Origin of the sequence: Magnetospirillum sp. XM-1 (assembly GCF_001511835.1) — a bacterium.
Lineage (GTDB): Bacteria > Pseudomonadota > Alphaproteobacteria > Rhodospirillales > Magnetospirillaceae > Phaeospirillum.
Genome location: NZ_LN997848.1, coordinates 2,914,349 through 2,927,321, shown reverse-complemented (window position 1 = coordinate 2,927,321; position 12,973 = coordinate 2,914,349). Strand labels below are relative to the sequence as shown.

The 12,973-nt window shown below is 65.9% G+C and carries 11 protein-coding genes; 5 read left to right on the top strand and 6 right to left on the bottom strand.

Going from position 1 to position 12,973, the window contains the following annotated elements; translation table 11 throughout:
- The first annotated feature begins 150 nt into the window (after positions 1-150).
- Genes coxB through XM1_RS13505 form a run of 4 tightly spaced genes read left to right on the top strand, consistent with a single transcriptional unit; the run spans position 151 to position 3,960 of the window.
- The gene (gene coxB / locus XM1_RS13520; RefSeq protein WP_068434253.1) at positions 151-993 is read left to right on the top strand and encodes a cytochrome c oxidase subunit II; all 843 of its coding nucleotides are present in this window, start codon (positions 151-153) and stop codon (positions 991-993) included.
- Positions 990-2,591 (top strand): cytochrome c oxidase subunit I, encoded by a 1,602-nt coding sequence (ctaD, locus tag XM1_RS13515; RefSeq protein WP_068434251.1) that lies wholly within the window; start codon positions 990-992, stop codon positions 2,589-2,591. The genes coxB and ctaD overlap by 4 nt, the downstream gene beginning before the upstream one ends.
- Positions 2,592-2,596: 5 nt before the next feature.
- On the top strand, positions 2,597-3,148 hold the full coding sequence (locus XM1_RS13510) for a cytochrome c oxidase assembly protein (protein ID WP_068434249.1): 552 nt from the start codon (positions 2,597-2,599) through the stop codon (positions 3,146-3,148).
- The gene (locus tag XM1_RS13505; RefSeq protein ID WP_068434247.1) at positions 3,145-3,960 is read left to right on the top strand and encodes a cytochrome c oxidase subunit 3; all 816 of its coding nucleotides are present in this window, start codon (positions 3,145-3,147) and stop codon (positions 3,958-3,960) included. Before XM1_RS13510 ends, XM1_RS13505 begins: the two co-directional genes overlap by 4 nt.
- 122 nt (positions 3,961-4,082) lie before the next feature.
- Here the strand turns inward: XM1_RS13505 and XM1_RS13500 are convergent, their stop codons facing one another.
- The 4 genes from XM1_RS13500 to XM1_RS13485 form a co-directional block, all read right to left on the bottom strand.
- Positions 4,083-5,279 (bottom strand): EAL domain-containing protein, encoded by a 1,197-nt coding sequence (locus XM1_RS13500; protein WP_068434245.1) that lies wholly within the window; start codon positions 5,277-5,279, stop codon positions 4,083-4,085.
- A complete protein-coding gene (locus XM1_RS13495) occupies positions 5,276-7,870 on the bottom strand; it encodes a PAS domain S-box protein (protein ID WP_068434243.1) in 2,595 nt (864 codons plus the stop codon). Before XM1_RS13495 ends, XM1_RS13500 begins: the two co-directional genes overlap by 4 nt.
- Positions 7,871-7,978: 108 nt before the next feature.
- Positions 7,979-8,212 carry a hypothetical protein gene (locus XM1_RS13490; RefSeq protein ID WP_068434241.1) on the bottom strand — a complete coding sequence of 78 codons (234 nt, stop codon included), beginning with the start codon at positions 8,210-8,212 and terminating at the stop codon, positions 7,979-7,981.
- A complete protein-coding gene (locus tag XM1_RS13485) occupies positions 8,212-8,979 on the bottom strand; it encodes a tRNA1(Val) (adenine(37)-N6)-methyltransferase (protein ID WP_068437805.1) in 768 nt (255 codons plus the stop codon). Before XM1_RS13485 ends, XM1_RS13490 begins: the two co-directional genes overlap by 1 nt.
- Positions 8,980-9,107: 128 nt before the next feature.
- Between XM1_RS13485 and XM1_RS13480 the strand changes: the two genes are divergently transcribed.
- A complete protein-coding gene (locus tag XM1_RS13480; protein WP_068434238.1) occupies positions 9,108-10,127 on the top strand; it encodes a polyprenyl synthetase family protein in 1,020 nt (339 codons plus the stop codon).
- Between the two features lie 7 nt (positions 10,128-10,134).
- Here XM1_RS13480 and XM1_RS13475 read toward each other — a convergent pair whose 3' ends face one another.
- Positions 10,135-11,658, bottom strand: a complete 1,524-nt coding sequence (locus tag XM1_RS13475) for a hypothetical protein (protein ID WP_068434236.1) — start codon at positions 11,656-11,658, stop codon at positions 10,135-10,137.
- Between the two features lie 231 nt (positions 11,659-11,889).
- Positions 11,890-12,870, bottom strand: coding sequence for an NAD-dependent epimerase/dehydratase family protein (locus XM1_RS13470; protein ID WP_068434234.1), 981 nt, complete (start codon positions 12,868-12,870; stop codon positions 11,890-11,892).
- Positions 12,871-12,973: the final 103 nt, after the last annotated feature.

Below are 12,973 nucleotides of genomic sequence, written 5' to 3'. Positions count from 1 at the left end.
GATTCAAGCCCAATCCACCTTTTTTGCCCGAGGGTCTTGGAAAGAGGGATTGGCAGCCCCACTAATTAGAATGACTTTCAGGCGCAGTATTTCATCCGCGAGTGGGAATCGTTGCTGCGGATGAAACGACGGCAGGGAGGGACATTCGACATGAACAGGTCCATTCTGGCCCTAATAGCGGCGGCTGTTTTCATCGGTTCCATGCCGATGGCCATGGCCGGGGAGCCGCAACCCTGGGCCCTCTCGTTCCAGCAGGCGGTCACGCCCACCATGGAACGCATCGCCTCGCTGGCGACCTTCATCAACGGCGTGATCGTCGGCATCACCATCTTAGTATCGGGGCTGCTGCTCTATGCCTGCACCCGGTTCAGGGCCGACCGCAACCCCAAGCCGGCCACCTGGTCGCACAACACGCCGCTGGAGGTCGTCTGGACGGCCATTCCGGCGGTGATCTTGCTGTTGATCGCCATTCCGTCGTTCCGGCTGCTCTATTTCATGGACAAGGTCCAGGACGCCGACATGACGCTGAAGATCGTCGGCCACCAGTGGTACTGGAGCTACGAATATCCCGACCACGACTTCAAGTTCGACAGCAACATGGTGCAGACCGAGGACTTGAAGCCCGGCCAGCCCCGCCTGCTTACCGCCGACAACACCATGGTGGTGCCGGTGGGCGTGCCCATCCGCCTGCAGATGACCGCCGACGACGTCATCCATTCGTGGTCGGTGCCCGCCTTCGGGGTCAAGACCGATACGGTGCCCGGCCGCCTCAACGAGACCTGGGTGCAGGTGGACAAGGCCGGCGAGTATCACGGCCAGTGTTCCCAGCTGTGCGGCGTCAACCACGGCTTCATGCCCATTCACGTGAAGGCCGTGCCCAAGGAGGAATTCCTCGCCTGGGTCGCCCAGGCCAAGAAGACCTACGCCCGCATCGACGGCACCCGTCCCGAGACCGCCGTCGCACTTGCCACCCGAGGGGAGGACCGGCCATGAGCACCGCCGCGATGCACCAGGATCACGGCCACGCCCAGCCCCATGGCTGGCGCCGCTGGCTCTATTCCACCAACCACAAGGACATCGGCACGCTGTACCTGATCTTCTCGGTGATCGCCGGGTTGCTGGGCGGCGCCATGAGCGTGGTCATCCGCATGCAGCTGGCCCATCCCAGCGGCACCATCTTCGGCGGCGACTGGCACATGTACAACGTGTTCGTCACCGCCCACGCGCTGACCATGGTGTTCTTCACCGTGATGCCCGCCCTGATCGGCGGCTTCGGCAACTGGTTCGTGCCCCTGATGATCGGCGCGCCGGACATGGCCTTTCCCAGGCTCAACAACATCAGCTTCTGGCTGCTGCCGCCCGCCTTCCTGATGATGCTGCTGTCCATGTACGAGGGCGCGGGCGCCGGCACCGGCTGGACGCTGTACCCGCCGCTTTCGACCACCTACCACCCCGACGCCTCGGTGGACTTCGCCATCCTGGGCCTGCATCTGGCGGGCATCAGCTCGGTGCTGGGCGCCATCAACTTCATCTGCACCATCCTCAACATGCGCGCGCCGGGCATGACCATGCACCGCATGCCGCTGTTCGTCTGGGCCATGCTGGTCACCGCCTTCCTGCTGCTGCTGTCCATTCCGGTGCTGGCCGGCGCGCTGACCATGCTGCTCACCGACCGCAATTTCGGCACGACCTTTTTCGCGCCGGCCGGCGGCGGCGACCCGCTGCTTTACCAGCATCTGTTCTGGTTCTTCGGCCACCCCGAAGTCTACATCATGATCCTGCCGGCCTTCGGCATCATCAGCCACATCATCTCCACCTTCTCGAAGAAGCCGGTGTTCGGCTATCTCGGCATGGCCTACGCCATGGTGGCCATCGGCTTCGTCGGCTTCGTCGTGTGGGCGCACCACATGTTCACCACCGGGCTGAACGTCGACACGCGGGCCTATTTCACCGCCGCCACCCTGGTCATCGCGGTGCCCACCGGCATCAAGGTGTTCAGCTGGATCGCCACCATGTGGGGCGGCTCCATCACCTTCCGCGTGCCCATGATGTGGGCGGTGGGCTTCGTCTTCCTGTTCACCATGGGCGGCGTCACCGGCGTGGTGCTGGCCAACAATCCCGTCGACGTGACCCTGCACGACACCTACTACGTGGTGGCCCATTTCCACTACGTACTGAGCCTGGGCGCGGTGTTCGCCATCTTCGCCGGCTTCTACTACTGGATCGGCAAGATGAGCGGCCACGAATACCCCGAGACGCTGGGCAAGATCCATTTCTGGCTGACCTTCATCGGCGTCAACATCGCCTTCTTCCCGCAGCATTTCCTGGGCGCCCAGGGCATGCCGCGCCGCGTTCCCGACTATCCCGACGCCTTCGCCGGGTGGAATTACGTGTCGTCCATCGGCGCCTACATCGCCTTTGCCGGCACGCTGTTCTTCCTGGTGGTGGTGTGGCGCACCTTCGCCGCCGGCAAGGCGGTGGCCGCCAATCCCTGGGGATCGGGCGCCACCACCCTGGAATGGTCGGTCAGCTCGCCGCCGCCGCTGCACAGCTTCGACGAACTGCCCCATATCGGCACTCCGGCGGAGTAAGGGCCATGAGCCCCCGGCGCCGGACCCAAGCGACCCTGGCGGGACTGGTGGTGATCATCGTCGCCATGGTCGGGCTGGTGATCGGCAGCGTGCCGCTGTACCGGGCCTTCTGCCAGTTCGCCGGCATCGGCGGCCCGCCCCGGCAGGTGGCGGCGGAGTCCGCCGCGCCTGCCGCCAAGACGGTTACGGTGCGGTTCGACGCATCGGTGGCCAAGGGCCTGCAATGGCGCTTCGCCCCCCAGGTGCGCGAGATGAAGGTGCGGCTCGGCGAGGACACCCTGGCGGTGTTCACCGCCACCAACCTGTCGGACCGCCCCATCACCGGCAACGCGGTGTTCAACGCCACGCCCGACAAGATCGGCAAGTACGTGGCCAAGATCCAGTGCTTCTGCTTCACCGAGCAGATTCTGCAACCGGGCCAGAGCGTCGACATGGTGGTCAGCTTCGTGCTCGACCCCGCCATGGGAGCCGATGTCCATACCAGCGAAGTCGGCACCGTCACCCTGTCCTATACCTTCTTCAACGCCAACGTTTCTGACGAGAGAGGACGGTCATGAGCCACGCCCACGCCACGCCCCGCGCTTCGTCGCCCCCCCACCCCTTCCATCTGGTCGATCCCAGCCCCTGGCCCCTGGTCGGAGCCTTTTCCGCCCTGGTGCTGGTCTACGGCGCGGTGGACTGGTTCCGCAACCACGCCCATACCACGGTGATGCTGATCGGGCTGGGCCTGGTGGCCTTCACCATGTTCGGCTGGTGGCGCGACATCTTCCGCGAGGCCCGCTCGGGCCACGCCCATTCCGAGGAGGTCTGCCACGGCCTTCGGATGGGCATGAGCCTGTTCATCGCCTCGGAAGTGATGTTCTTCGTCGCCTTCTTCTGGGCCTACTTCCACTCGGCCCTGGGGGTGGCTCCCATGGTGCCCCAATGGCCGCCGGCCGGCATCCAGACGCTGGAGACCTGGCACATCCCCTTCGTCAACACCCTGATCCTGATGAGCTCGGGCGTGACGCTGACCAAGGCCCACCACGCCCTGATGCACGACAACCGCGGCGCCACCAAGGCGTGGCTGCTGGTGACCATCGCGCTGGGCGTGCTGTTCCTCAGCTTGCAGATCCACGAATACGGCCAGGCCATGTTCGCCTTCACCGACGGCATCTATCCGTCGGTGTTCTACATGGCCACCGGATTCCACGGTTTCCACGTCTTCGTCGGCGTGTGCTTCCTCACCGTCTGCCTGCACCGGGTGCGGGTCGGCGACTTCACGCCGGCCAGGCATGTGGGCTTCGAAGCCGCCGCCTGGTACTGGCACTTCGTGGACGTGGTCTGGGTGTTCCTGTTCATCTGGGTCTACTGGTGGGGCAACGGCTGAGGGTCTATATGCCCCTCAATCGCCGGGCGGGTTTCTCCGAAACCCTTGGCTCCCGCGGCATAAGCCGCGCGGCCCCTTGGGCCTAACCATTGCCCGATGAGTCCGCTCATCGGGCAATGGCGTCAGTTGTTCGGCCAGTTGAACGATGCGGCGGCGCAGGGCCGTCCCAGCAGATAGCCCTGCACCTCGTCGCATCCGAGCCGGCTGACCATGTCCATCTGCTCTTCGGTCTCGATGCCCTCGGCCACCACCTTGAGGCCGAGGCGATGCCCCAGCTGGATGGAGCTTTCGACGATGGCCAGGGCCCCTTCCTCGGTCAGGGCCTTGGCGATGAAGGACTGGTCCACCTTCAATTCGGTGAAGGGTCCCTGCTGCAATTGCTTCAAGGACGAGTAGCCGGTGCCGAAATCGTCGATGGACAGGCCGAAGCGGCGCATGCGCAGCCGGGTCAGGATGTCCAGCTGGGCGGTGAAGTCCCCGGCCAGCGCGGTCTCGGTGATCTCGATGGTGATCTTTTCGGGCGGAATGTCGTAATCGCGGGCGATGTCCACCAGGGCGTCGGGCAGATCGAGATTGTGCAGCATGTGGGGCGACAGGTTGAGCGCCACCCGGGGCGAGAACCCGGCCTTGCGCCAGATGCGGCAATGGGCCAGGGCCTGGCGGATCACCGAATCGGTCAGGCGGTCGATCATTCCTTCACGCTCGGCCAGCCCGATGAAGCGGTCCGGCCCCACCATGCCGTGGTCGGGGTGGATCCAGCGGGCCAGCACTTCCGCCCCCAGGATTCGCCGGCTCTTGGTGCAGAACTTGGCCTGGAACCAGGGCACCACGTGGCCGTCGTCAAGGGCAGAGCCCAGGGCCTCGGTATCGGGATGGTAGCGGTCCGGCGCCCGCGCCACCACGCTGGGACGGATGGGAGCCCGGGCGGCGGCCAGGACGTCGTAGACCGCCGACAATTCGCCCACGCCGAAGGGCTTGTGCAGGGCGCCGGCGACCTTCAGCCCACGGGATTCCGCCAGACGCTTGGCGGCCTCGATCACGTCGGAATCATAGCCGCTCATCAGGACCAGATGGGCGCCGGAATTGTTGTCGGCGAGAAAGCGGATGATCTCGACGCCGTCCATTCCCGGCATGGCGAGATCGAGGAAGATGCCGCGCAGGTCGACGGAATAGCGACAGGCAAAATCCTCGAAATTGTCGCACCAGGTGGTCTTGAAGCCCATGTCGGCCCCGACGTCGGCGACGAATTCGCACATGTCGCGCTCGTCGTCGAGGATGAGCACCGGCGGCGGTGGGTCGAGGGCGGGATCAACGGTCATGTCTTCCTCTCTCGCTCGTCCAGGGCCTTTCTCACGGCTCTGGCCAGATCCGTCTTGCCATAGGGTTTGGACAGAATTTCGCCGTGCCTGTCCTTATGCTCCACGGCATAGCCGGTGAAACCCGAGGTGAGCAGCACGGCGCAGCCGTGCCCCATCTCGCGGGCGCTCCGTTCCAGGCCATAGCCGTCCAGGCCGTCCGGCATCACCACGTCGGTAAACAGCAATTGGATATCGGGATCGTCGCGCAACAGGGCCAGCGCCTCGGCGGCATGGGTCCGGATGGTCACCCGGTACCCCAGTTCGGTGAGGAACTCACCGGCGATCTCGGCCAGATGGGGCTCGTCGTCGACGATCAGGATATGCTCGGAGCCGGTGGGCGGCGCCTCGGCGGGAAGGTCCGCCGAGGTCCCGATTGCCGCGCCGGTGGACGCCTTGGGCAGATACAGGCGGAAGGTGGTGCCGATTCCGGGCTCGGAATAGACCCGGATATGGCCGCCCGACCGCTTGGCGAAACCATAGGCCATGGACAGCCCCAGCCCGGTCCCCTTGCCGCGTTCCTTGGTGGTGAAGAACGGCTCGAAGATGCGGTCGAGGATGTCCTTGGGAATCCCCGTGCCGGTATCGCTGATCGACACCAGCACGTAGCGCCCCGGCGTCATGTTGGGGTCGGCGCGGCGGAATTCCGCGTCGATCTCCATATTGGCGGTCTCGATGGTCAGCAATCCGCCCTTGGGCATGGCATCGCGGGCGTTGAGGCAGAGATTGAGCAGGCAGTCCTCGAACTCGCTGCGATTGATGTCGGCCGGCCAGGCGTCGGGGGTCAGGCGGGTGCGGACCTCGACCATCCTGGTCAGCGAGCGCTGAATCATCTCCTGCATGCCGGAAACCGCCTCGTTGAGGTCGGTGAGGCTCTTGCCCTGGGCCTTGGGGTCCTGCCTGGAAAACGACAGCAGGCGACGGGTCAGGTCGGCGCCGCGCCGGGCGCTGCGCAGCGCGGTGTCAACCCGCCGTTGACCAGCCTCGTTGCCCTGGACGGCCCGCTCCAGCAGTTCCAGATTTCCGGTAATAATGCCAAGCAAGTTATTGAAATCATGGGCTATGCCGCCTGTCAGCTGCCCCACGGCCTCCATCTTCTGGGACCGGCGAAGCGCCGCCTCGGTCTGCTTCTGCTCGGAGATGTCGCGAATGAAGGCGGTGAACAACCCGTGGTCGGAAAGATGGGTGATGGTCAATTCCAGCGGAATTTCGTGGCCGTCGGCATGCAGGCCGCTCATTTCCAGCCGCTTGCCCAGGACCGTCGACCCGTGCCCCGCCGCCACCCGCGCCAGACCGCGCCGGTGGGCCTCGCGATGGGCCTCGGGAATGATCAGGTCGGAGACCTCCATGCCCAGGGCGTCGGTGGCCCGGCGGCCGAAGATCCGCTCGGCGGCGGGGTTGAACTCCACCACCATGCCCGACCGGTCGATGGTGACGATGGCGTCCAGCGCCGCGTCCAGGATGCTGCTCTTGATCTGCTCGCTGGCTTCCAGGGCGCGGCGGGTGGCGGTGACGTCGCTCAGGTCGCGGAAGGTGACGACGGCGCCGATCAGCGCGCCTTCCTTGACGATGGCGGTCGAGCCGTAATGCACCGGAAAGCTGGAGCCGTCCCGGCGCCAGAACCATTCGCCCTCGACCGAGCAATCCTCGCCGGTGGCCAGGGTGCGGGCCAGGGGGCATTCCCGGCTGGGATACTCGCTGCCGTCCGGGCGGGTGTGGTGAATCAGCTGATGCAGGCTTCTGCCCAGCATCTCCCAGGGAGCGAAGCCCAGCATGCTCGACGCCGCCGGATTGGCGAAGGTGACCGCCCCGTTCCGGTCCAGGCCGATGATGCCCTCGCCCATGGATTCCAGGATCAGGTGGTTGTGTTCCACCGCCGCCTGATGGGCGGCGAATTCCTCGCGCAGGCGCCGGGCCATGGGGCGGAACACCCCGAACCACGACAGGCCCAGCACCGCGATGACCAGGTAGAGCCCGAGGGTGAAGCCCTGGCGCAGCCGGGCGACGTTCTGGCGGCTCTCGTCCTGGTAGCGCACCACCAGACGCTCGAGCCCCGGCAGCAGGGTAAGACGCGATTTGTCGGCCAGCGCCCGCAACCTGGGCGAAGATTGCCCGATTCCCAACCCGTCGGACGCCGCCAGACGCCGAACGTCGGCGACGAAATCCGTCACCTCGGCATCAAGCGACGGGGCACCGCCGAAATAAAGCTGCTCCATCTCGGCGCTCATGCCGCGCGCCCGGCTTTCGCCGATCAGGCGGGCATGTCCCGCCCCCATTTCCGATCCCGCCTGGGCCAGCAGGTCGGCGAACATGGTGCGCTCGTCGGGGCTGGAGGCCGCCGCCATCTGATGGGCGATCGCCACGGAGCGCTGGGACAGCATGCGCTGGCGCCCGGCAACGTTGATCAGCGCGCCGTCGTCGGACATATGGGAGATGAGCCAGTCCTGGGACTGGTAGCCCGCCAGGGTCAACAGCAGCAGCGCACCGATCACCGCAGCCTGGCGACGGTAGAGGCCTACCAGCAGATCCTGTGCGCGATACCGTGTTTCCGGCACCGGATTTTCTCCCCCGTGCGACCCCACCGGCCCGCCAGAACGACGGGCGGCGCGGTCGCACCGATCCAAAAGGCATATTGAAGATGCCAGATTATATTTCAATAAGGATTAGTACGGGCAGTCGGCCCTGCCGCATGACCGGGCAGTCCGCCCCGGCTGCCAGGTTCCGCAGATGCGGCATTCCACCATGGTTTCGGCTTCGGCGGCGCCCCCCGGCGGGTGTGGCGGCGCGACCGTGTCGGGCTGGTCGCGACGGCGCAGCTCGGCCAGCCGGCTCAGATACCGGAAGCCGAACCAGATGACGGCGATGACCGCGACGGTCAGCAGGAACTTTCCGAACATCAGGTCTTCTCCTCCCCCACACCCAGGGTCTCGATGGCCGCACCGCCGCGCAGAATGGCCTGGGCCGGCGGCGTGAAGGCCCCGTCGTCGCCGTGCAGCACGATTCCCGGCAGCAGCCGCAAGGGCGAGCGCACCCCCTTGCGCGCGCCGACGATCACCCGTCCGGCCGCCCGGTCCGCCTTGGGCCACAGGGGCAGGATCGAGATATCGCCCACGCCCCTGCCCCGCAGCGCCACCAGGATATCCCCCAGACGCTCGGCCCGGTGGATGAGGGTAAGGCGGCCCTTGGGGCGCAGCAGCTTCACCGCCGCCTTGATCCAGCCGGCCAGGTCCAGCCCCCCTTCCTGGTGGGCGGCGGCGCGAGACGCATTGGCCGCCGGCGTGCCGCTGCCGTCCGCGAAGAACGGCGGGTTGGTCAGCACATGGTCGAACCCGCTAAGACCGGGGGGCGGAGCCGCCGCATCGCCCTCCAAGGGAATGAACCGCCCCTCCATGGCGTTGAGAGCGGCGTTGCGCCGCGCCAGTTCGGCCAGGCCCTCCTGCAGTTCCAGCCCGGTCACCGTGACCTCGGGACACCGGGCCAGAAGACACAGCGCCGCCGCGCCGACCCCGCATCCCAGGTCGAGCACGCTGTCTGCCGGCCGGGCCGGAACCGCCGCCGCCAGAAGAACGGGGTCGATGGCGGCGCGGTAGCCGTCACGGGGCTGAATCAGGCGCAACCTGCCGTCCAGCAGGCGGTCCTCGGTCAGCGGCTCGGTCGATTCCATGAGGTCGAAGCTCTTGATCGGGGTGAAAGACATACGCAAAAGGCGATGTAAGCTTGACCGGCTTTCCCAGGCAACACTATGTTCGTCGCGCGGGTAGGCATGCCCCGCACGGGAGGAGTTTCAGCATCGTGGCGATCGTGGTCAATTTCGAGGACGAACGCGGTAGGAAGGCGAAGAGCTTCGATGCCCTTGTCGCCCTGGTCAAGGACGACCTGGAGAAGGTCAACCGCGCCATCGTCGACCGCATGCACAGCCCGGTGGAACTGATTCCCCAACTGGCCGGGCACATCATCGCGGCCGGGGGCAAGCGCCTGCGCCCGGTCCTGACGCTGGCCTCGGCCAAGCTGGCCGGCCATACCGGCGACCGCCACATCAAGCTGGCCGCCTGCGTCGAGTTCATTCACACCGCCACCCTGCTGCACGACGACGTGGTCGACGAGTCCGACCTGCGCCGCGGGCAGGCCTCGGCCAACGCCCTGTTCGGCAACAAGCCCAGCGTGCTGGTGGGCGATTTCCTGTTCTCCCGCTCGTTCGAGCTGATGGTCGAGGACGGGTCGCTGTCGGTACTGGCCATTCTGTCGCGCGCCTCCTCGGTCATCGCCGAGGGCGAGGTGCTGCAGCTGATCACCGCCAACGACACCGAAACCAGCGAGGATTCGTATCTCGAGGTCATCCGCTCCAAGACCGCCGCCCTGTTCGCCGCCGCCTGCCGCATCGGCGCGGTGGTGGCCGACCGCCCCAAGGTCGAGGAAGAGGCGCTGGAATCCTATGGCCTGAACTTAGGCATCGCCTTCCAGCTGATCGACGACGTGCTGGACTACTCCGCCAAGCAGGCGGTGCTGGGCAAGACGGTGGGCGACGATTTCCGCGAGGGCAAGATCACCCTGCCGGTCATCCTGGCCTTCCGCCGGGGCGACGAAGAAGAGCGCGCCTTCTGGCGCCGCTGCCTCGAGGACCTGGAACAGACCGACGAGGATCTGGGCCGGGCCATCAAGCTGATGGAAAAGCACGGCAGCTTGGCCGCCACCATCGCCAGGGCCCGGCATTACGGCGAGATCGCCCGCGACGCGCTGGGCATCTTCCCGGACTCACCCGTGAAGCAGGCGATGATCGACGTCATCGACTTCTGCATCGACCGGGCTTACTAGGGCTCTCCTATTCGGCGGCCGCAAATCTGGTCTTGGGTGCCGGCAGCACGATGGCCGGACGGGGGATGTCCTTCATCAGGCCGGGGCCGTTGACCATGTCGAAGCCGCCCTGCACCACGCTGCCGACCACCCGCTTGCGCCGGGCGCTCCACAGGTAGCAGCCGATGCCGTCGCGCGTCGTCTCTTCCTGGATGCGGGCCAGCACGGCCAGCAATTGCTCGTCGTCCATCTTCTCCTCGGGACGCAGCTCGGACAGGTCGAGGCCGATCTTGGATACCCCGATCTCGGCGGCCACCGAGGTGCGGTGGGACGACAGCCGGGTCCGGACCAGAACCTCGCGGCACAGCCCGCCGACGAAAGACACCACCGATTCCAGCTCGGGCGTGGTGGTGCCGTCGGGAATGTGGAAGATCTCGATCACCAGCCGGGTATTGCGTGTGTCCTGGGTCAGGTCCGAGAGGGCGAAGACCACTCCCTGGCGCTGGTCCGAGGCCAAGGATTGCCACGACAGCGGCAGGATCACCGAAGGCTGCGGCACGCCCTCCTGGGCATTGCGCGCCGCGTTGCGGATGTCGCGCACCGCCGAATTCACCACGAAGCGGTCGAGCGTGATGGCGGTCGCCACGTCGCCCTCGGGATAGGCCCAACACCCCTCGACGGGATCGGCCTTGTCGTGGTCGCGGCGGACCACCCGGGCGCTATAGGCCGAAATGGCCTCGCCCACCGCCACCCAGGTCGGGCGCCAGACCAGCGCCAGGGCCGCGCCGGGCGGAATGGGGCCGACGATGCTGGGATCGAGATAGGCGGCCGGCTTCTTCACCCCGGTCCCCTCGATGGTCTCCCACTGCATGTCCTCCTTGCGCAGGTCGGGACCGCGATCGAGCGCCGCCCAGCCCTGGAGCGGGTCGTTGGCAGCCGGGCCGGTCTTCACCACCTGGGTGGGCAGATAGGGCAGTCCGGTGGTGGAGACGTTGGCCCTCACCTCGGCCACCGCCGAATGGATGCATCCGTGGTTCAGCTCCCCGTCGGGGCCAACCGCCTCGGAAACGGCGACTTCCGCCGCCAGGGCCACCGGACGCTCCTGCCCGCTCGCCTGCTGCTGGCCATAGAGGAAGCGGCCCAGCTCCTCGACCACGGTGATGGTGCGCCGCCTTGCGTCGTCGGGGCTCAGTTCGGGAAAGGCCATGATCCAGCAATCCTCGCCGTCGCGGCAGAAGGTGCTGCCTCGCCCGATGTTGCGCCGGACCACCTGCTCGACGATGATCGCCACCTTGTCGGCCAGGCGCGGCCACTTCTCGCCCACCGACTCGCGGTATTCGAGCAGTGAAATCACATGCAGCTTGGCCTTGATGCTGGGATCGCGGGCGAGCATCTGCTCGAGCCATTCCGCGGCCGATTCCACGGACGAACGGGCGGTCGGGCGGGGAACCTTGCCGGCGGCGGCATTGGCCGGAGCCGGCTTGTCTTCATCCCAAAGGGTCTTCAGCGATTGCGCCAGACGAAGCCAGACGCTCCCCATGGTGGCCGACATTCTGCCCTCCCGCCCATAGTCACTTCCCGCATCGAATATACCTAAAATTACCTACGCCTCCAAGAAACAAACTTTGCCGATTATTGTCGCCATATTTGCGGATCTCATTTTAGGGCACGGAATCAACAGGCATGGTCGCCGGCGAATACCTGCCGCCGGCGAAATGCATGTCAACTTGCATATAGATTGGAATGAAAGGGGCTTTTGACCAGCCCCACCCCTCAGAAAGGGCTACAGCCCGTGGTACTGCTTGTACCAGGCGATGAAGTTGGGAACGCCGACGCTGATGGGCGTGGTGGGCGCGAAGCCCACATCGCGCTGAATGGCCGAGATGTCGGCGTAAGTCTCCTTGACGTCCCCCGGCTGCATGGGGTGGAAATCATAGGTCGCCTTCCTGCCCAGCGAGCTTTCCACCAGGCCGATGAAATCCATCAGCCGTTCGGAATTGTTGTTGCCGATGTTGTACAGGCGGCAGGGCGGAGTCTTGCCGTCGTCGGCCGGCGGATTGTCCAGCACGCCGACCACGCCAGAGACGATGTCGTCGATATAGGTGAAGTCACGGCGCATGTCGCCGTTGTTGAAGACCTTGATGGGCTGGCCGGCGACGATGGCGTCGGCGAACAGATAGGCGGCCATGTCGGGGCGGCCCCAGGGGCCGTAGACGGTGAAGAAGCGCAGTCCGGTGGTGGGGATGCGGAACAGATGGCTATAGGAATGGCTCATCAGCTCGCCCGACCGCTTGGAGGCGGCATAGAGCGAGATGGGGGCATCCACCCGGTCCTCGACCGAGAACGGCAGCTTGGTGTTGGCGCCGTAGACCGAGGACGAACTGGCGTAGACGAAGTGGCGGCACTTCGGATTGGCGCGCGCCATCTCCAGCATCACCAGATGCCCTTCGATGTTGGAATGGGTGTAGTCGAAGGGGGCGGTCAGCGAATGACGCACGCCGGCCTGGGCGGCCAGATTGATGTAGGCGGTCACCTCGGAATGGGTCCGCGCCACCTCTTCCATGGCGGCCCGGTCGGCGATGTCGGCCTGCACGAACGAGAAGCCCTCGTGCCGGCGCAGATGGTCCAGGCGGGTATGCTTCAGCCTGACGTCGTAATAGGGGCTGATGCAATCGACGCCGAGCACCCGCTCGCCACGGGCCAGCAGGCGCAGAGAGGTGTGATAACCGATAAATCCGGCAGCGCCGGTAACAAGGATCGTCATCCCGGGAACCCTTCAAGCACAAGCGCTTCCATATAGCTTGATCGGGGGCGGAAATCATCCCCCGTATTTCGTCATGGAACCGCAATTTCCTTGCCGCCCAGGC

Bases quoted from the DNA above. Each gene is read 5' to 3' on its own strand.
- coxB (WP_068434253.1), top strand. From the start codon at position 151: ATGAACAGGTCCATTCTGGCCCTAATAGCGGCGGCTGTTTTCATCGGT.
- ctaD (WP_068434251.1), top strand. From the start codon at position 990: ATGAGCACCGCCGCGATGCACCAGGATCACGGCCACGCCCAGCCCCAT.
- XM1_RS13510 (WP_068434249.1), top strand. From the start codon at position 2,597: ATGAGCCCCCGGCGCCGGACCCAAGCGACCCTGGCGGGACTGGTGGTG.
- XM1_RS13505 (WP_068434247.1), top strand. From the start codon at position 3,145: ATGAGCCACGCCCACGCCACGCCCCGCGCTTCGTCGCCCCCCCACCCC.
- XM1_RS13500 (WP_068434245.1), bottom strand. From the start codon at position 5,279: ATGACCGTTGATCCCGCCCTCGACCCACCGCCGCCGGTGCTCATCCTC.
- XM1_RS13490 (WP_068434241.1), bottom strand. From the start codon at position 8,212: ATGTTCGGAAAGTTCCTGCTGACCGTCGCGGTCATCGCCGTCATCTGG.
- XM1_RS13485 (WP_068437805.1), bottom strand. From the start codon at position 8,979: ATGGAATCGACCGAGCCGCTGACCGAGGACCGCCTGCTGGACGGCAGG.
- XM1_RS13475 (WP_068434236.1), bottom strand. From the start codon at position 11,658: ATGTCGGCCACCATGGGGAGCGTCTGGCTTCGTCTGGCGCAATCGCTG.
- XM1_RS13470 (WP_068434234.1), bottom strand. From the start codon at position 12,870: ATGACGATCCTTGTTACCGGCGCTGCCGGATTTATCGGTTATCACACC.